This window comes from Agrobacterium sp. H141 (genome assembly GCF_057158725.1).
In genome coordinates this window covers 55,001-72,244 of sequence record NZ_CM169893.1, presented here as the reverse complement: position 1 = coordinate 72,244, position 17,244 = coordinate 55,001, and the positions used below count along the sequence as shown (strand labels likewise).

General features: G+C 58.0%; 16 protein-coding genes (1 of these 16 running past the window's edge). 6 read left to right on the top strand and 10 right to left on the bottom strand.

Features of this window, described 5'->3' with window-relative positions:
* The 6 genes from coaA to hisB are packed head-to-tail and all read right to left on the bottom strand — an operon-like array spanning position 1 to position 4,171.
* Complete coding sequence (gene coaA, locus ACWPM9_RS00315) at positions 1 to 996, bottom strand: type I pantothenate kinase (RefSeq protein WP_428188346.1); 996 nt, start codon at positions 994 to 996, stop codon at positions 1 to 3.
* 5 nt (positions 997 to 1,001) lie between these two features.
* A complete protein-coding gene (locus ACWPM9_RS00310; protein ID WP_484756356.1) occupies positions 1,002 to 1,316 on the bottom strand; it encodes a phosphoribosyl-ATP diphosphatase in 315 nt (104 codons plus the stop codon).
* Between the two features lie 23 nt (positions 1,317 to 1,339).
* Positions 1,340 to 2,116 carry an imidazole glycerol phosphate synthase subunit HisF gene (hisF, locus tag ACWPM9_RS00305; protein WP_428188344.1) on the bottom strand — a complete coding sequence of 259 codons (777 nt, stop codon included), beginning with the start codon at positions 2,114 to 2,116 and terminating at the stop codon, positions 1,340 to 1,342.
* A 14-nt stretch (positions 2,117 to 2,130) separates the two neighbouring features.
* The gene (hisA, locus tag ACWPM9_RS00300; RefSeq protein WP_484756355.1) at positions 2,131 to 2,868 is read right to left on the bottom strand and encodes a 1-(5-phosphoribosyl)-5-[(5-phosphoribosylamino)methylideneamino]imidazole-4-carboxamide isomerase; all 738 of its coding nucleotides are present in this window, start codon (positions 2,866 to 2,868) and stop codon (positions 2,131 to 2,133) included.
* Positions 2,869 to 2,902: 34 nt separating this feature from the next.
* Positions 2,903 to 3,553 carry an imidazole glycerol phosphate synthase subunit HisH gene (gene hisH / locus ACWPM9_RS00295; RefSeq protein ID WP_484756354.1) on the bottom strand — a complete coding sequence of 217 codons (651 nt, stop codon included), beginning with the start codon at positions 3,551 to 3,553 and terminating at the stop codon, positions 2,903 to 2,905.
* A 21-nt stretch (positions 3,554 to 3,574) separates the two neighbouring features.
* The gene (hisB, locus tag ACWPM9_RS00290; RefSeq protein ID WP_484756353.1) at positions 3,575 to 4,171 is read right to left on the bottom strand and encodes an imidazoleglycerol-phosphate dehydratase HisB; all 597 of its coding nucleotides are present in this window, start codon (positions 4,169 to 4,171) and stop codon (positions 3,575 to 3,577) included.
* Between the two features lie 201 nt (positions 4,172 to 4,372).
* On the opposite strand from hisB, the gene hslV reads away from it, so the two are divergent.
* From hslV to ACWPM9_RS00265, 5 genes are all read left to right on the top strand, one after another.
* Entirely contained in the window at positions 4,373 to 4,900 is a 528-nt protein-coding gene (gene hslV / locus ACWPM9_RS00285; RefSeq protein WP_428188340.1) for an ATP-dependent protease subunit HslV, read from the top strand.
* 108 nt (positions 4,901 to 5,008) lie between these two features.
* On the top strand, positions 5,009 to 6,316 hold the full coding sequence (gene hslU, locus ACWPM9_RS00280; protein WP_428188339.1) for an ATP-dependent protease ATPase subunit HslU: 1,308 nt from the start codon (positions 5,009 to 5,011) through the stop codon (positions 6,314 to 6,316).
* A gap of 163 nt (positions 6,317 to 6,479) precedes the next feature.
* On the top strand, positions 6,480 to 7,451 hold the full coding sequence (locus tag ACWPM9_RS00275; protein ID WP_484756352.1) for a DUF1402 family protein: 972 nt from the start codon (positions 6,480 to 6,482) through the stop codon (positions 7,449 to 7,451).
* Between the two features lie 126 nt (positions 7,452 to 7,577).
* Complete coding sequence (locus tag ACWPM9_RS00270) at positions 7,578 to 9,581, top strand: hydantoinase/oxoprolinase N-terminal domain-containing protein (RefSeq protein ID WP_484756351.1); 2,004 nt, start codon at positions 7,578 to 7,580, stop codon at positions 9,579 to 9,581.
* A gap of 111 nt (positions 9,582 to 9,692) precedes the next feature.
* Positions 9,693 to 11,864, top strand: a complete 2,172-nt coding sequence (locus ACWPM9_RS00265) for a malate synthase G (RefSeq protein ID WP_484756350.1) — start codon at positions 9,693 to 9,695, stop codon at positions 11,862 to 11,864.
* Between the two features lie 77 nt (positions 11,865 to 11,941).
* Here the strand turns inward: ACWPM9_RS00265 and ACWPM9_RS00260 are convergent, their stop codons facing one another.
* On the bottom strand, positions 11,942 to 12,598 hold the full coding sequence (locus ACWPM9_RS00260) for a L,D-transpeptidase (protein WP_428188336.1): 657 nt from the start codon (positions 12,596 to 12,598) through the stop codon (positions 11,942 to 11,944).
* Between the two features lie 178 nt (positions 12,599 to 12,776).
* Here ACWPM9_RS00260 and ACWPM9_RS00255 point away from each other — a divergent pair, with 178 nt between their 5' ends.
* A complete protein-coding gene (locus tag ACWPM9_RS00255; RefSeq protein WP_484756349.1) occupies positions 12,777 to 13,265 on the top strand; it encodes an MmcB family DNA repair protein in 489 nt (162 codons plus the stop codon).
* Positions 13,266 to 13,270: 5 nt separating this feature from the next.
* Here the strand turns inward: ACWPM9_RS00255 and ACWPM9_RS00250 are convergent, their stop codons facing one another.
* The 3 genes from ACWPM9_RS00250 to hrpB form a co-directional block, all read right to left on the bottom strand.
* Positions 13,271 to 13,867, bottom strand: coding sequence for an ActR/PrrA/RegA family redox response regulator transcription factor (locus ACWPM9_RS00250; protein WP_484756348.1), 597 nt, complete (start codon positions 13,865 to 13,867; stop codon positions 13,271 to 13,273).
* A 74-nt stretch (positions 13,868 to 13,941) separates the two neighbouring features.
* Complete coding sequence (locus ACWPM9_RS00245) at positions 13,942 to 15,249, bottom strand: ActS/PrrB/RegB family redox-sensitive histidine kinase (RefSeq protein WP_428188333.1); 1,308 nt, start codon at positions 15,247 to 15,249, stop codon at positions 13,942 to 13,944.
* Between the two features lie 19 nt (positions 15,250 to 15,268).
* Positions 15,269 to 17,244 carry the 3' portion of an ATP-dependent helicase HrpB gene (gene hrpB / locus ACWPM9_RS00240; RefSeq protein ID WP_484756347.1) on the bottom strand. The gene runs 499 nt beyond the window's last position, so only the last 1,976 of its 2,475 coding nucleotides appear in the window; the start codon falls outside the window, past its right edge — the gene reads right to left on this strand; its stop codon occupies positions 15,269 to 15,271.

The following is a 17,244-nucleotide window of genomic DNA, read 5'->3' as shown; positions in this document are numbered from 1 at the left end:
CTACAGTTTTCTCAAGGCGACCTTCTCGATGAGATGGTTCTCGCCTTTCTGTAGAATGAGGTCGGCACGCGGACGCGTGGGAAGGATATTCTCCCTTAAGTTCCGCAGGTTAATATTCTCCCAAAGATCCTCGGCCACCCCCAGAGCATCGCTTTCACTGATATTGGCATAGCGCTGAAAGTAGGAATTTGGATCGCGGAACGCCGTCTCTCTGAGCTTCATGAAACGCGTCACATACCAGCGATGGATCAGCGCATCCTCAGCGTCGATATAGATCGAGAAGTCGAAAAAGTCGGACACCATCGGCACGATTTTTCCGTCGGCCGGTAGGTCACCGGACTGAAGAACGTTAATGCCCTCGAAGATCAGGATGTCGGGACGGTCGACCAGTTTGAATTCATCCGGCAGCACATCATAGGTGAGGTGAGAATAGCTCGGCGCTTTGACATTGGGACGGCCTGCCTTGATCGCTGACAAAAAGCGAAGCAGGGCAGCCGTATCATAGCTCTCGGGGAAGCCCTTGCGGTTGAGAATGTTGCGCTCAACCAGAGTGGCGTTCGGATAAAGAAATCCGTCAGTGGTGACGAGATCGACCTTCGGGCTTGAGGGCCAGCGGGCCAACAATTCCTTCAGCACGCGCGCGGTCGTCGATTTGCCGACAGCAACGGAACCCGCAATCCCGATGACAAAGGGCGTCTTGGTGATGTCGGACAGGCTCAAAAAGCGGTTGCGCTGTTCAAACAGCAATTGCGACGATTCCACATGTGCAGACAGAAGGCGAGAAAGCGACAGATAGATCTTGCGCACTTCGTCCAGATCGATCGGGTCACCGATCGACCGCAGCCGCCGCACTTCATCGCCGGTCAATGTGAGGGGCGTGTCCGCACGGAAACGAGCCCACTCCTCCGACGTAAAGAAATGGTAGGGCGAAAAGTCATTCGCCTGGAAGTGATCGAGCGGCTCCAGCTGCTCCATGTCCCTGCTAGCTATCGTCATGGCTTCTAACGGCTGGCCTTCTCGTTGAGCCCGGACTGGCTGGTGCGCCTATGAAGCTCGTCCATCACAGTGTCTAAAGGGATATCTGCTATTTTCAATACGACCAAAAGATGAAAGAGCAGATCGGCGCTTTCGTAGATCAGGTTTGCCCGGTCGTTTGTGATCGCCGCCATGACGGTTTCTATGGCCTCTTCGCCCAGCTTCTTGGCTGCCTTGGATTGTCCGCTGGCAACGAGTTTTGCGGTCCAGGATTCATCCGGGGACGCACTGGCGCGCTTGGCGACAATCTCTTCGAGATGCTCAAGAGTGAATTCGCTCATCGGTTTCCTCCCTGGGCGGGCAATCAGTCCAGCCGCATGGCAATGCCATGCTCGGACATGTAATTTTTGGCTTCGGCGATCGAATAGGTACCGAAGTGAAAGATCGAAGCGGCGAGCACGGCCGTCGCATGACCGTCGCGAATTCCGCACACCATGTCGTCGAGATTGCCAACGCCGCCTGAAGCCACAACCGGCACCGGCACGGAATCGGCAATCGCTCGCGTCAGCGCGATATCGTAACCACTCTTGGTGCCGTCACGATCCATGGAGGTGACGAGAAGCTCGCCAGCACCGCGGTCTACCACCTTGCGGGCGAACGCGATTGCATCGATACCGGTCGGCTGGCGACCGCCATGGGTGAAGATTTCCCAGCGGTCAGCCTCGCCATCGATGGAGACCTTTTTCGCGTCGATGGAGACGACGATACATTGATCTCCAAATTTGTCCGCTGCCTCTGCAACGAAATCTGGATTCTTGACGGCGGCGGAGTTGATGGAGACCTTGTCGGCGCCGCACAACAGCAGCTTTCGGATATCAGCGGTCGTTCGAACACCGCCACCAACCGTTACCGGCATGAAGCAGTGATCGGCAGTCTTGGCCACCACATCGAAGATTGTGTCGCGATTGTCGGACGAGGCCGTGATGTCGAGAAAGCAGAGCTCATCGGCGCCAGCTGCATCATAAGCCTTGGCCGCTTCTACAGGATCTCCGGCATCGATCAGGTCGACGAAATTGACGCCTTTGACGACGCGACCGTCCTTGACGTCGAGACAGGGGATCACACGCGCTTTCAGGGTCATGGGAAAATCCTTCGTTAGCCGCGTTGCGCCGCTTTGATCAGGGCGAGCGCTTCTGCTGGATCGATACGCCCATCATAGAGCGCACGACCCGAAATGGCGCCTTCCAGCTTCGTCGCATCGGGTTCCAGCATGCGTTTCACGTCATCAAGCGAGGCAAGCCCGCCTGATGCGATTACCGGAATGGAGACCGCTTCGGCAAGCTCCAGCGTCGATGCCCAGTTGATCCCGGCCAGGATTCCGTCCCGATCAATATCGGTATAGATAATGGCCGAAACACCGGCGCCCTCGAATTTCTTCGCAAGCTCGACCACGCCAAGTTCCGATGCCTCCGCCCAGCCTTCTACCGCAACCTTTCCACCCTTGGCATCAATGCCGACGGCAATCTTGCCGGGGAAGGTGCGGCATGCCTCGATCACGAGGGCGGGATCGCGAACGGCAACAGTGCCGAGAATTACGCGGCTCAGGCCGCGCGACAGCCAGTTCTCGATATGCTCCAGCGTACGAATACCGCCCCCGAGTTGAACCGGGTTTCTGGTTGCCTTGAGGATGTCATCGACGGCTGAGCCATTGACGCTTTCGCCGGCAAAGGCCCCATTCAGGTCGACCACATGCAGCCATTCGAAACCCTGGTCTTCGAAGACTTTCGCCTGAGCGGCCGGGTCGGCGTTGTAGACCGTCGCCTGGTCCATATCGCCAAGCTTCAGCCGCACGCACTGGCCGTCCTTCAGGTCGATGGCGGGAAAAAGGATCATGTCTGCGGGTCCATGCTGTTGGAGTGCTGCAAGCTCAGGGCTTCCAGGCAAGAAAATTGGCGAGCAGTTTCAGCCCCAGGCTCTGGCTCTTCTCCGGATGAAACTGCGTGCCGACCATATTGTCGCGTCCTACCGCCGCCGTAATCGGTCCGCCATAATCGGCAGTGGCGATAACGTCGCCGGCCTGCTCTGCGGCCAGGTGATAGGAATGGACAAAATAGGCGTGAAGGCCGGATGGACCGGTCTCAATGCCATCGAATAGCGGGTGAGGGTGCTTCAAATCGATTGTATTCCACCCGATCTGCGGGATCTTCAGGTCGGCATCGTCAGGGGTCATCAAAACAACGTCGCCCTTGATCCAGCCAAAACCCTCGGTCACGGTTTTTTCCAGTCCGCGAGAGGACATCATCTGCATGCCGACGCAGATGCCAAGAAAGGGACGACCTTTAGTCTCGACAGCCTCAAGCAGCGCCTGTGGCATCCCGCTCACGGCATTCAATCCCCGCCGGCAATCGGCATAGGCGCCGACACCGGGAAGGACGACGCGATCGGCAGAGGCGACCGCTTCCGGCTTGTCTGTCAGATCAATGGTGGCGTCGATGCCGGCTTCGCGGGCTGCACGCTCGAAGGCCTTTGTGGCCGAGCGAAGATTTCCGGATCCATAATCGATAATCGCTACGCGCATTCTAATTCCAGTCTGCCGGGTTCAGACGAGGGTACCCTTGGTCGAAGGAACCCTGTTTGCCTGTCGGGGATCGATTTCGGTGGCCGTGCGCAATGCGCGGGCAACCGCCTTGAAGCATGTCTCGGCGATATGATGGTTGTTGGCGCCGTAATGGTTCAGCACATGGAGCGTGATACCGGCATGCTGCGCCAGCGCCTGAAAGAATTCCCGCACCAGTTCGGTATCGAAGGTGCCGATCTTGGGGGCGCTGAAGTCCACATTCCAGACGAGGAACGGGCGACCTGACACATCGACTGCCGCCTTGGTCATGGTTTCATCCATGGCGAGGTCGATAGAAGCATAACGGGTTATGCCTTTTCGATCGCCGAGAGCTTTGGAAAGCGCCTGCCCAATGGCGATCCCGGTGTCTTCCACTGTGTGATGGTCGTCGATATGCAGATCGCCCTTGGCCTCTATGTCCATGTCGATGAGCGAATGGCGGCTCAACTGGTCCAGCATATGGTCAAAAAAGCCGACGCCCGTTGAGATCCGCGACGCTCCGGTGCCGTCAATATTGACCGCCACGGAGATCGCGGTTTCGTTGGTTTTGCGGGAAATCTCGGCCTTGCGTTCCGCCATGGGAATACTCCACTGGAAAATCTGGGCGTTCCTTATCAGCCGGTGCAACAAATATCCAGAAGTTAGAGCAGCAAGCCGGAAGGGCCTGCTCGCCCTCCAGAACCTGCATCTGATTGCAATCGCGAAATGCGCGCTTACATAAGTCGGCAACGGCCATCCGGGCCAGGAACAAACGCCCAATGCTGGGCAAGCAGGTGATTTATGACGACGATTGTTACAGTGCGTAAGGGTGGTTCGGTTGTCATGGCCGGCGATGGTCAGGTCAGTCTGGGTCAGACCGTCATGAAGGGTAATGCCCGCAAGGTTCGCCGTATCGGCAAGGGGGGCGAAGTGATCGCGGGCTTTGCCGGCGCAACCGCAGATGCCTTCACGCTGCTCGACCGACTGGAAAAGAAGCTTGAACAGTATCCCGGCCAGCTGATGCGGGCATCCGTCGAGCTCGCCAAAGACTGGCGCACCGACAAATATCTGCGAAACCTGGAGGCCATGATGCTGGTCGCCGACAAGACGATCACGCTCGCCGTCACCGGAAATGGTGATGTGCTGGAGCCGGAGCATGGTGCCATGGCAATTGGCTCCGGTGGCAATTATGCGCTCGCGGCAGCACGCGCGCTGATGGACACCGACAAGTCGGCGGAAGAAATTGCGCGTCGCGCGATGGAGATCGCAAGCGAAATCTGCGTTTACACCAACGGCAGCACTGTCGTGGAAAGCCTTGATGAAGAGTGATCAGGATTGATCAGGACAGCAATCCTTCGTGGGTCGATTGACGTCACGAAACAACAAAAGACGGTGGCGCAGCGTTAGCAAACACGCTGGAGCGCCAGGAGTGACAAGATGACCAATTTTTCTCCCAGAGAGATCGTATCGGAACTCGATCGCCATATCATTGGCCAGCAGGATGCCAAGAGGGCGGTGGCGATTGCGCTTCGCAACAGATGGCGCCGGCAGCAGCTGGACGATAGTTTGCGCGACGAAGTCATGCCGAAGAATATCCTGATGATCGGGCCAACCGGTGTGGGCAAGACGGAAATCTCCCGCCGTCTGGCCAAACTTGCCGGCGCGCCGTTCATCAAGGTTGAAGCCACAAAGTTCACCGAGGTCGGCTATGTCGGTCGCGACGTCGAACAGATCATTCGCGATCTCGTTGAAATTGGCATCGGCTTGCAGCGTGAAAAGAAGCGCGCCGAGGTTCAGGCCAAGGCCCATGCCGGTGCGGAAGAACGCGTGCTGGATGCGCTTGTCGGCGCAACTGCGTCGCCAGCGACACGGGACAGCTTCCGCAAGAAGCTGCGCTCCGGCGAGATGGACGACAAGGAAATCGATATCGAAGTCGCCGATACCGCCGCCGGCATGCCGGGTCTGGAAATTCCAGGCATGCCCGGCGCCAATATCGGTGTGCTCAATCTTTCGGAAATGTTCGGGAAAGCCATGGGCGGTCGCACCAAGAAGGTCCGCACGACCGTGAAGGCATCCTATAGCGACCTGATCCGGGATGAGTCCGACAAGCTGATCGATAATGAACTGATCCAGCGCGACGCTATTCGATCCGTCGAAAACGACGGTATCGTCTTCCTCGACGAGATCGACAAGATCGCTGCCCGTGATGGCGGCATGGGCGCGGGTGTCTCGCGTGAGGGTGTTCAGCGCGATCTTCTTCCCTTGGTCGAAGGCACGACCGTGTCAACCAAATACGGGGCGGTCAAGACCGACCATATCCTGTTCATCGCCTCTGGCGCTTTCCACGTGTCGAAGCCCTCCGACCTTCTGCCCGAATTGCAGGGCCGCCTGCCCATCCGTGTCGAGTTGAAGCCGCTCAGCAAGGAAGACTTCCGACGCATCCTCACGGAAACGGAGGCCAGCCTCATTCGTCAATACAAGGCATTGATGGAAACGGAAGAATTGCACCTCGACTTCACCGAGGACGCCATAGATGTGCTCGCCGAGATTGCAGTTCAGCTTAATGAATCCGTGGAAAATATCGGTGCACGCCGGCTCCAGACGGTCATGGAACGTGTTCTCGACGAGATTTCCTTCAATGCACCCGACAGAGGCGGCAGCGACGTGACGATCGATGCCGAATATGTGCGCAAGCATGTGGGCGACATTGCAGCCGACACCGATCTGTCGCGCTATATCCTCTGAACCAGGCCCATCGCCCGATCTCGCCATTTTGAGCGGGGTCGGGTCGACGCAGACGCGTTGCTTCTATAAGGAGATCGCGGAATAAATCCGCGGCGGCGGCACTTTTCGGCCATTGTTGTCGATAAAAGAACTGCTCTGAGCGGAGCAATGAGAGAATCGAAACATGCGCAACCTGCGACACTGGCTTCTGGCAGCAACTCTTGTGTTTTCGGCGTCGACCTATACCGAAATCCTGAATGCACCCGCTGAGGCAGCCCAGATCAAGGTGGTCCCGTCAGGCAACAGGCATAATGAGCAGCCGCCAATTCCCGGCGCTTCGGTTCGCCGAACCAAGGCCGGTAAGACCACGTTCGATCGCAAATATGAAAAGGTGCGCGACCTTTTGGCGACCGACACGCGCCTTATGTCCAAGATCAAGAAGACAGCTTCCGCCTATGGCATCGCTCCCATTCATATGATCGGCGCGCTGGTGGGCGAGCATACCTATAATGTCGACGCCTATGACCGGCTGCAGAGCTATTACGTGAAAGCCGCGTCCTATGCCGGCGATAGCTTCAATTTTTCCTATGACGGCGAAGCGATCAAGGACTTCATTGCAAGGCCAGAATTTTCCAGTTGCAACGCGGGCGCCGATTCCTACACGCTCTGGAACTGCCGCGAAGCCGTCTGGGAGAAATCCTTCCGCGGTAAGACAGTAGGCGGCAAGAGTTATCCCGATAACCGTTTTAGTGCGGTCTTTTTCCAGCCATTCTATGCTGGCCAAACCTTTGGCCTTGGTCAGATAAACCCGCTGACGGCCCTGATGCTGACGGATCTCGTTCACAAGAAATCCGGTTATCCAAAGCTCGATGAGAACAAGGCTGCAGACGTCTACAAGGCCATCATGGAGCCCGATATTTCGCTGGCCTATATGGCCGCAGTTATCAGAAAATCCATCGACGACTACAAGCAATATGCGGATATGGATATCTCGAACAACCCGGGCATCACCGCGACCCTTTTCAATCTGGGTGACACCGTTGGTCGTGCGAAGGCACTGGCACGCAAGAACGCCGGTGGAACGACCTGGCCAGAAGAAAACTACTATGGCTGGCTGATTAATAACCGGTTGAATGAGCTACAAGCTCTCCTTTGAGCCCAACCGCACTGCTTTCTGGTGAGCGAAAGCGCCTGATTATGCCGCAGCTTAACTGGTGCAAGCTCCCGAAATCATGCCATAACCTCGCGTCGAAGGCTTATGATCTCGTCGGGGGCAGTGCGCGTGGCGTCGGATATAATGTTGGGCATAGATACCGGCGGAACCTATACCGACGCGGTCCTCTACAATGAAACGCAAGGCTTGATCGCCAAAGCCAAGGCTCTCACGACGCGCCATGACCTGGCAATCGGCATCTCCGGTGCCGTTGACTCGGTGTTTTCCCAGTCAGGTGTCGAGCCTGCCCGCATTGGCCTTGTGTCGCTGTCGACCACCCTTGCCACCAATGCCCTGGTGGAAGGGCAGGGCGGTCGCGCCGCATTGATCATGATCGGCTTTGAGCCAGATGATCTGAAGCGCGATGGACTGGCCGAGGCACTGGCCTCCGACCCCGTTATCTTTCTGCCCGGCGGCCATGATGTTCATGGAAACGAAAAGCCGCTGGATCTGACCTTGTTGGCAGAACAATTGCCACTGCTTTCTGAAACGGTCTCGTCATTTTCGGTAGCCGGCTATTTTGCCGTTCGTAACCCGTCTCACGAAATCCGGGTGCGCGACTTCATCCGTGAACACACCAGTCTTCCAGTCACCTGCAGTCATGAACTTTCTTCCAAGCTCGGCGGACCGCGCCGTGCACTCACCACGCTACTCAATGCGCGGCTGGTCTCGATGATCGACAGGCTGATCGGTGCTTGTGAGGGATTTATGCATGTCCGTGGCATCGCTGCGCCCATGATGGTGGTGCGCGGCGACGGGGCGCTGATCTCTGCGGCGCAGGCCCGGGAACGGCCGATCGAGACCATCCTCTCCGGCCCGGCTGCAAGTCTCGTCGGCGCACGTCACCTGACAGGCCTCGACAATGCCATCGTCTCCGATATCGGTGGGACCACGACGGACATTGCCGTGCTGGATAATGGACGACCAAGACTGGACGTCGACGGTGCCGTTGTCGGTGGCTATCGCACCATGGTCGAGGCCGTGGCGATGCGAACCTATGGTCTGGGCGGTGACTCGGAAGTCCGGATCGATGATCGCGGCCTGACGGCCAGGGTCCATCTTGGTCCGCGTCGGGCCGTGCCGCTCAGTCTTGCTGCAACACTTCACGGCGAAAGCATCAATGCGGAGCTTGAGCGACAATTGCGCAGCGGCCAGATCGGCCGCCACGATGGTCGCTTTGCCGTGCTCACCGGTCTGCCGGATCGTTATGCCGCGGGACTGGAACCGAAAGATGCCGAACTCTACGCGCGGATAGACGCCACGCCGGTGCCGCTCGCAGACCTTTTGACCTTTGGCCCCCAGAAAGCAATCCTCGATCGCCTTGTTGCTCGCGGACTGGTGCATATCTGTGCGGTCACGCCGTCTGATGCCATGCATGTGCTAGGCAGACAGAACCAGTGGAGCGGTACCGCAGCCGAGCTTGGTCTGCGGCTGATGGCGCGCCAGCGCGATGGTGCCGGGCGGGCCATTTCTGCAGATGCGACAGCTATGGCCGAGATGATACTGGCGCGGCTGACGCGGCATTCTGCGGAAATCATCCTTGGCTCTGCGCTTGCCGAAGACGGCTTGCCCGATATCGATCCCGCCAAGTCGGTGCTGATCGAACGCGCCTTGGATCGGGCAGAAGGAACAGTTCAGTTTTCAGTCAGCCTCGACCGTCCATTGATCGGCCTCGGTGCCTCAGCACCCGTCTATTATCCATCCATCGCGTCCATACTCTCGGTGGAACAAGCCATTCCGTCAGCAGCCGATGTTGCCAATGCGGTGGGGGCGGTGGTTGGACAGATCAGGGAGGTGGTGAACCTGCTTGTCACCACGCCCGAGGAGGGACGTTTTGTCTTGTCGGGCGCTGGCGAAATTATGATCTTCTTTGACGAGGAACAGGCGATTGATGAGGCCAGACGACGTGCAGGCGAACTGGCTTTGGCCCGGGCAAAGGCAAATGGCGCCGAAGATGCCGTCGTCAATGTCGAGGTCAGCAGCGACGCGCCGGAGGTTGAAGGCTCGCGCAAATTGATCGAAGCGCGCATTATCGCGACTGCCACCGGCCGACCAAGGATCACAAATGGATGATTGTTCTCAAATTGGAATAAATCTTTCGAATTGTGGATCAATTGACAGAAAATACAAACAGGCCTTACCTGCGGCAACGCATCTTAAAGCCTGCGCTACAGGAGAAGAAACATGGCTCGCATCGAAAAATATGGACTGGGCATAGATCGGCAGCTCCACGATTTCATCGTGGAAAAGGCGCTGCCTGGCACCGGTGTCGAGGCGGAGCAGTTCTTTTCCGGCCTTGCCACCCTGTTTGCGGACCTGGCACCGAAAAACAGCGCCCTTCTGGCCAAACGCGACGAACTGCAGGCGAAGATCGATCAGTGGCACCGCGACAACGGCGCACCGTCCGATCTTGCGGCCTATGAGACCTTCCTGCGGGACATCGGCTATCTGTTGCCCGAAGGTGGTGATTTTTCCGTCGACACCGAAAATGTCGATCCTGAGATCAAGGCGATTGCCGGACCGCAGCTTGTCGTTCCGGTCATGAACGCCCGCTACGCGCTCAATGCGGCCAATGCCCGCTGGGGTTCGCTCTACGACGCACTTTACGGAACGGATGTAATTGCCGAGACAGACGGAGCGGAAAAAGGCAAAGGCTACAATCCGCAGCGCGGCGAAAAGGTCATTGCCTGGGCGCGCGATTTCCTCGATCAGTCGGCCCCTCTGTCGGGTGCGAGTTGGAAGGATGTGACTTCCTTCCGCGTCCAGGACGGCGCACTGTTTGTGACCCTTGAGAACGGCAACAAGACCGGTCTATCCGATCCGTCGCAATTTGCCGGCTATCGCGGTCAGCCTGCGGCTCCAACCGCCCTTGTTCTGACCCGCAATGGTCTGCATGTCGAGGTCCGTATCGACGCAGAAGCGCCAATCGGCAGCACTGACAAGGCACATATTGCCGATGTGGTCGTCGAATCGGCGATCACCACGATCATGGATTGCGAAGACTCCGTCGCCGCGGTCGATGCGGAAGACAAGGTTGTCGTCTATTCCAATTGGCTGGGCCTGATGAAGGGTGATCTCACAGAAGAGGTGACGAAAGGCTCAAAGTCTTTCACCCGCAAGCTCAATCCGGATGTCACCTTCACAGGATCAGACGGAAGCGATGTTTCCATTCCGGGGCGCTCGCTTATGCTGATCCGCAATGTCGGGCATCTGATGACCAATCCGGCGATTCTGGACCAGAACGGCAATGAAGTTCCGGAAGGGATCATGGATGCCGCAATCACAGCGCTGATCGCACTTCATGATGTCGGAACCAATGGCCGCCATCTGAATTCCCGCGCCGGTTCCATGTATGTGGTAAAACCGAAGATGCATGGCCCGGAAGAGGTTACCTTTGCCTGTGAGATCTTCGCGCGCGTTGAGGCCCTTGTGGGTATGAAAACAAACACTATGAAAATGGGCATTATGGATGAGGAGCGCCGCACCACGGTCAACCTCAAGGAATGCATCCGTGCAGCCCGTGATCGTGTGGTCTTCATTAACACCGGTTTCCTCGACCGTACCGGAGACGAGATTCATACCTCGATGGAAGCCGGCCCGATGATCCGCAAGGGCGGCATGAAACAGGCGGCCTGGATCAGCGCCTATGAAAACTGGAACGTCGATGTGGGTCTGGAATGCGGGCTGTCCGGTCATGCGCAGATCGGCAAGGGCATGTGGGCCATGCCGGATCTGATGGCAGCCATGCTGGAGCAGAAGATCGGCCATCCGAAAGCAGGCGCCAACACTGCCTGGGTCCCGTCACCGACCGCGGCAACGCTGCACGCCACCCATTATCACAGCGTCAACGTGGCGGATGTTCAGGCGAGCCTCAAGAGCCGCCCGCGCGCAAAGCTCGGCGACATCTTGTCTGTTCCGGTTGCCCCACGCCCCAACTGGACGCCGGAAGAAGTCCAGCACGAAATTGACAACAATGCGCAGGGTATTCTGGGCTATGTCGTGCGCTGGATCGACCAGGGCGTCGGATGCTCCAAGGTTCCGGACATCAATGATGTCGGCCTGATGGAAGATCGCGCGACCCTCCGTATATCTGCCCAGCACATGGCCAACTGGCTTCATCATGGCGTTGTGACCGAAGCACAGATTGTGGAAACGATGAAGCGCATGGCAGCGGTCGTTGACCAGCAAAATGCCGGGGATGCCGCCTATAGCCCCATGGCAGCCAATTTTGATGATTCAGTCGCCTTTCAGGCAGCGCTTGAACTGGTGCTGAAGGGACGCGAGCAGCCGAACGGTTACACTGAACCGGTTCTGCACCGCCGCCGCCGCGAGCTGAAGGCAAAGCTGGCGGGCTAAGCAGAGTGCCTCTCCAAACAAAAAACCTCCGGCATGCGCCGGAGGTTTTCTTTTGATCTCGACAGAATGGACGCGGATTACTGAATAACCACGACCTTGGAGTTCTTGCCGGGGCGAACCCGGTTATAGAGGTCAATGACGTCCTGATTCATCAGACGGATGCAGCCGGACGAAGCGGCTGTGCCGATCGACTGCCACTCGGGCGTGCCGTGAAGGCGAAACAGCGTATCCTGACCTTTTTCATTGAAAAGATACATCGCGCGCGCGCCCAGCGGGTTACGCAGGCCCGGGCCCATGCCGTCTTCGACATATTTGGTGAGCTCAGGTTTGCGCACCGCCATTTCCTTAGGCGGGTGCCAGCTCGGCCATTCCTGCTTCCAGGCCACATAGGCATTCCCGGACCAGGCAAAACCTTCTTTGCCAACGCCGATACCATAACGCATCGCGCGACCATTCGGCATGATGTAATAGAGGTAGCGCTCGCGCGTATTCACGATGATTGTGCCTGGTGCCTCGCTTGTCCTATAGGAAACGATCTGGCGGTGGAACTTCTTGTCCACGCGGTTGATCGGCACCGCAGGCAGTGTATAGCCGGCGTCGGTCACCGTGCCGTAGGAATCCGTGAAAATCTGCGCCGTCTCAACCTTCCCGCCTTCGGGCGAGGTGGTTGTGCAACCGGTAAGCGCGATGGCGGCCACAAGGCCGAAAAGGGGCAGTGCATTGCGAAGACGCATGGAGGGCTCTTGCTCGTGAGGGGATGCGATGGTCATTGGAACCATCATCGATTATGGTTTATTTGTAATTATGTGAGTCTTGGCAAGGGCTGGTGGCATTGCGAGCCCGTGACTGCGAGCAAATTGAATCCGCATTGCTTTTTTGCAACATGGCTGGCGATGCGCGCGGATGTTACGAATGACTATCTTTTCTGTTACGGTCGCCAATCCGTTAATCGATGGACGACAGTCTGAAAACGCGATGCTGGTGCGTCGCGGCGTGCAAACGCTGTTGCATGAAATGCGACTGGCGGTACTGCCCGAACTGCAATTGGCCAGCGGTCGCCGTGCCGATCTGGTCAGCCTCTCCGACAAGGGCGAGATCTGGATCATCGAAATCAAGTCATCGATCGAGGATTTTCGCGTCGACAAGAAGTGGCCGGACTACCGTCAGCATTGCGACCGGCTGTTTTTCGCGACGCACCGCGAGGTGCCGCTCGAGATTTTTCCGCAGGATTGCGGCCTTATACTGTCAGATGGATACGGGGCCCATATGGTGCGCGAAGCGCCACTCCACCGGCTGGCTCCCGCAACCAGAAAATCGGTGACGCTTCAATTTTCCCGCACGGCGGCTAATCGTCTTATGCTGGCGGAATGGGCGGCGGCCAAGACGCCGCTGATCGAATAGGCGCTTTATTTGGGTGCGCGTTTTGCCAGAATGCGCTGCAAGGTGCGGCGATGCATGTTCAGCCGTCTTGCGGTCTCAGAGACATTGCGCTCGCAGATCTCATAAACGCGTTGAATATGTTCCCAGCGTACTCGGTCCGCCGACATCGGATTTTCCGGAACCTCGGCCTTTTCGCCTGGTCGCTGCGTCAAGGCGTTGAACACGTCGTCCGCATCCGCCGGCTTCGACAGATAGTCGAGCGCACCGAGCTTGACTGCCGTAACTGCAGTGGCGATGTTGCCGTATCCGGTCAATACCACGATTTTTGTATCGTCCCGGCGCTGCCGTATGGCCTCGATCACATCAAGACCATTGCCGTCCCCCAATCTCAGATCGACGACAGCATATTTCGGTGGCGCAGCTTTTGTCTTGGCAATGCCTTCGGCTACAGATGCGGCAATCTCGACGGTGAAACCGCGCGTCTCCATGGCACGCGCCAGGCGGCGCAGGAACGGTCCATCGTCGTCAACGATCAACAGGCTCGGGTCTGAGCCAATATGGGCCTCGTTGGATTGGCTCTGTAGAGGAACCTGATTGGATTCGGCTTGATTTGCTTCATTCATGATTGACATCCCTACGGCGCATTCATGTCATTTCGGTTGGACCGGTTATGGACAGGAATGATTGGCCGGTAAAGTTAATTCGTTGACTGTGCTTCTATCAGGTTCCGCGGCCAGCTGATGGTGACCCGTGCTCCGTGTTTGCTGGTGTCGCGGTTCTCAAACCTGAGCGCCGCTCCGGAGCGCTCCAGCAGTGTCTTGGCAATAAAAAGACCCAGACCCAGACCGCCAGCGCGTTCGTTCCCCGGCCGTGTTGTAACATAGGGCTCACCAATGCGGCCCAAAATGTCCTGCGAATAGCCTTGCCCGTCGTCTTCGATCATGATCGAGATCTTTTCCTTGTTGTGGGACACGGTCAGTGTGACTTCTTCGCGGGCAAAGTCGACGGCGTTTTCGATCAGATTGCCCAGACCGAACATGACGCCGGCATTGCGCATGCAGATCGGCTCCTTTTCGCCCACATTCCGGTCTGCCAGGACGATGCGAATGCCGAACTCGCGATGCGGGGCCACTACTTCCTCGATCATGGATGAAAGCGGCAATCGGCTCATATGCGCTTCGCGTTCCGACGGCAGTGATGTCAGGCGCCGCAGAATATCCCGACAGCGCTCGCTTTGGCTTCGAAGAAGTTGCACATCCTCGCCAAAACGCTCGTCATTGCCAAGTTCCCGCTCCATTTCCTTGGCAACGACGCTGATGGTGGCAAGCGGAGTGCCCAGTTCGTGGGCTGCAGCAGCAGCCAGCCCATCAAGCTGCGATAAATGCTTTTCACGCTGGACAACAAGCTCCGTTGCCGCAAGCGCTTCTGCCAACAACGATGCCTCCTGTGAGACGCGATAGGCATAGAACGCGGCAAATCCGGTCATCGAGATAATCGCGCTCAGGGTTGCAAACTGCATGACCGGCAGCATCAACAGCGTCTCGCCCTCATACCATGGCAGCGGAAAAGGAGAGATCACCAGCGCGGATATCGCAAGTATGGCCAGAACCATGAGCCACAGGGAATATCGCAAGGGTTGCGACGCAAAGGATATGATCACCGGGACGCACAACAAAGGTGCAAACGGGTTTGCAATTCCGCCGGTGATGAAAAGCAGGGCGGCAAGCTGCACCAGATCGAACCCGAGCAGACAAAGTGCCGAAAAGGGCTCAAGTCTGTGTGTGGGCGGAAACCGGATCGACAAGGTGACATTCGCGATCACCAACGCGCCGATCAGAAGTCCGCAGGCAACCAGAGGCAGCGGAAACGCCAGCCAGAAGCTGACCAGCATCACCGTGGCGGTCTGGCCGGCGACAGCAAGCCATCTGAGGCGCATCAGTGTTTGAAGTCTCAGCCTGCGGCTTGAATGATCGAACCTCTTGTTGATGACCGCAGCATTTGTCATTTGGACCACAATCGCGGCCTCACGTTCCCCGCGGTTTTGCTCGGGTCGTCGGCTGCGCCTCGGCGGGATTTTCCGGCCATTCGTGTTTCGGGTAACGGCCGCGCATATCCGCGCGCACGTCCTTCCACGATCCCGCCCAGAAACCGGGCAAGTCGCGTGTTTTCTGGATAGGACGGTGGGCAGGCGAGGTCAATTCAATCAGCAGCGGCAGATTGCCACCTCCGATGGCGGGATGTTGCCTGAGACCATAGAGCTCCTGGACCCGGATCGAGACGACCGGCTCATCTCCATCATAGGCAATCGGGTGGCTCTGCCCGGTCGGTGCAATAAAATGTGTCGGCACAAGCTTGGCCAGATCCCTTTGCAGATTGTGCGGAACCAGCGACATCAATCCATCGTGAAGATTGCTCGCCGAGATCGAGCTCAGGTCCCGCGCAGTGCCTTGGAATGGAATGAACCATTCATCCAAGCGATCCATCAGAGCACGATCCGACATGTCGGGCCATGGTTCGCCGATGCTCTGGCGAAGGAAGCTCACTCTTTGGCGCAGCTGTCGTGTGCTCTTTCCAAGGGGAAGCGCCGACAGGCCCAACAGGCGCACCCCGTCCGCGAGCGCCCGCGCAAGTGTCTCGCCGGATGGTGCGGGAAGCGGTGTCTCTTCAAGAATGATCGCGCCAATGCGAACGACCCGCCGCGCCCGGACCTTGCGGCTTTCTGGGTCAAAGAAGCCTTCTTCCTGCCGCAGCAAAAGGTTGGGCATTTCGTCTTCGACATCTGCGCGGCTGATTTCAGCTGCAGCGAGAATGCGTCCCTGCACGGCACGGCCTGTCATATCGGCAACCACCAGCATGCGCGCATTGGCAAGTCGATCCGTATCCTGAACCTGGGCACCTCGACCATTGGCCAGCACAAACCTGCCTCTTGCACCTCTTGCAAAGGCAATCCGGTCCGGAAAGGCATGCATAAGATAAATCCCGGCAGACAATGTCTCGGCCGATGACGGTTGTTTCATTGCCAGATGTTCGAGATCGGCGGCAAGCCGGGCTGCAAGGGTGCGGGCCGATTTCGCCCGCGGACTGTTGTCCTGGCGAAAACGCCGCAATCGCTCATCGAGATCGATGTCATTGCCCCCCAGTCCCTGTTCGCCCAGGAGAACGGCGAGAAGACTCGCCTCGCGCGCCAGACCGCGTTCCGCCGACGTCACCACCATGGCGGCGAGCCGCGGCGACAGACCAAGGCCGCGCATCATCTTTCCACGCTCGGTCAAATGACCATGGAGATCAACAGCGCCCAGAGACTGCAAAAGCGCGCGCGCCTCCTTGAAGGCAGCAGCAGGTGGTTGGTCGATCAAGGCAAGCGATGACGGGTCGCTGACGCCCCAATGCGCCATATCGAGAACGAGGCCCGACAGATCGCTTGCCAGGATTTCTGGCGGAGAAAAAGGCGGCAGACCCGCAGTCTGCCCCGCATGCCAGAGGCGAAGGGCAATGCCGGGTTCTGTTCGTCCGGCACGACCGGCCCGCTGATCCGCCGAGGCGCGCGAGGCTTTTACGGTTTCCAGACGGGTAATGCCGGTGGCAGGCTCGAACACCGGCAGCCGCTGCTGCCCGCTGTCGATCACGATACGGACGCCGTCAATGGTAATCGACGTTTCGGCAATGGAGGTGGCAAGAACGATCTTGCGCGTACCACGCGCTGCCGGGCGAATGGCCGCATCCTGCTCCCTCTGTTCCAGATTGCCATATAAAGGTGTTACATGCGTAGCGACGGGCAGGCGTCCTTCCAGTCGCTCGGCAACACGGCGAATTTCCGCCTGCCCGGGCAGGAAAGCCAGGATCGAACCGTCTTCCGTCGCATGCATGTCGAAGATCGCATCGGTCATGGCGTCCTCGATCCGCATATTGCCCGGCCTGTCTCGATACCGAATGTCGACCGGATAGCTGCGTCCATGGCTTTCGATCACCTGAGCATCCACCAACAGCTCGGCAATACGCG

What these genes read in the sequence shown, in the direction of transcription:
- ACWPM9_RS00260 (WP_428188336.1), bottom strand. Translation starts at nt 12,598, where the DNA reads ATGCGTCTTCGCAATGCACTGCCCCTTTTCGGCCTTGTGGCCGCCATC.
- ACWPM9_RS00310 (WP_484756356.1), bottom strand. Translation starts at nt 1,316, where the DNA reads ATGAGCGAATTCACTCTTGAGCATCTCGAAGAGATTGTCGCCAAGCGC.
- hisA (WP_484756355.1), bottom strand. Translation starts at nt 2,868, where the DNA reads ATGATCCTTTTTCCCGCCATCGACCTGAAGGACGGCCAGTGCGTGCGG.
- hisF (WP_428188344.1), bottom strand. Translation starts at nt 2,116, where the DNA reads ATGACCCTGAAAGCGCGTGTGATCCCCTGTCTCGACGTCAAGGACGGT.
- ACWPM9_RS00255 (WP_484756349.1), top strand. Translation starts at nt 12,777, where the DNA reads ATGACTATCTTTTCTGTTACGGTCGCCAATCCGTTAATCGATGGACGA.
- ACWPM9_RS00245 (WP_428188333.1), bottom strand. Translation starts at nt 15,249, where the DNA reads ATGACAAATGCTGCGGTCATCAACAAGAGGTTCGATCATTCAAGCCGC.
- ACWPM9_RS00275 (WP_484756352.1), top strand. Translation starts at nt 6,480, where the DNA reads ATGCGCAACCTGCGACACTGGCTTCTGGCAGCAACTCTTGTGTTTTCG.
- ACWPM9_RS00250 (WP_484756348.1), bottom strand. Translation starts at nt 13,867, where the DNA reads ATGAATGAAGCAAATCAAGCCGAATCCAATCAGGTTCCTCTACAGAGC.
- hisH (WP_484756354.1), bottom strand. Translation starts at nt 3,553, where the DNA reads ATGCGCGTAGCGATTATCGATTATGGATCCGGAAATCTTCGCTCGGCC.
- coaA (WP_428188346.1), bottom strand. Translation starts at nt 996, where the DNA reads ATGACGATAGCTAGCAGGGACATGGAGCAGCTGGAGCCGCTCGATCAC.
- hslU (WP_428188339.1), top strand. Translation starts at nt 5,009, where the DNA reads ATGACCAATTTTTCTCCCAGAGAGATCGTATCGGAACTCGATCGCCAT.
- ACWPM9_RS00265 (WP_484756350.1), top strand. Translation starts at nt 9,693, where the DNA reads ATGGCTCGCATCGAAAAATATGGACTGGGCATAGATCGGCAGCTCCAC.
- hisB (WP_484756353.1), bottom strand. Translation starts at nt 4,171, where the DNA reads ATGGCGGAACGCAAGGCCGAGATTTCCCGCAAAACCAACGAAACCGCG.
- hslV (WP_428188340.1), top strand. Translation starts at nt 4,373, where the DNA reads ATGACGACGATTGTTACAGTGCGTAAGGGTGGTTCGGTTGTCATGGCC.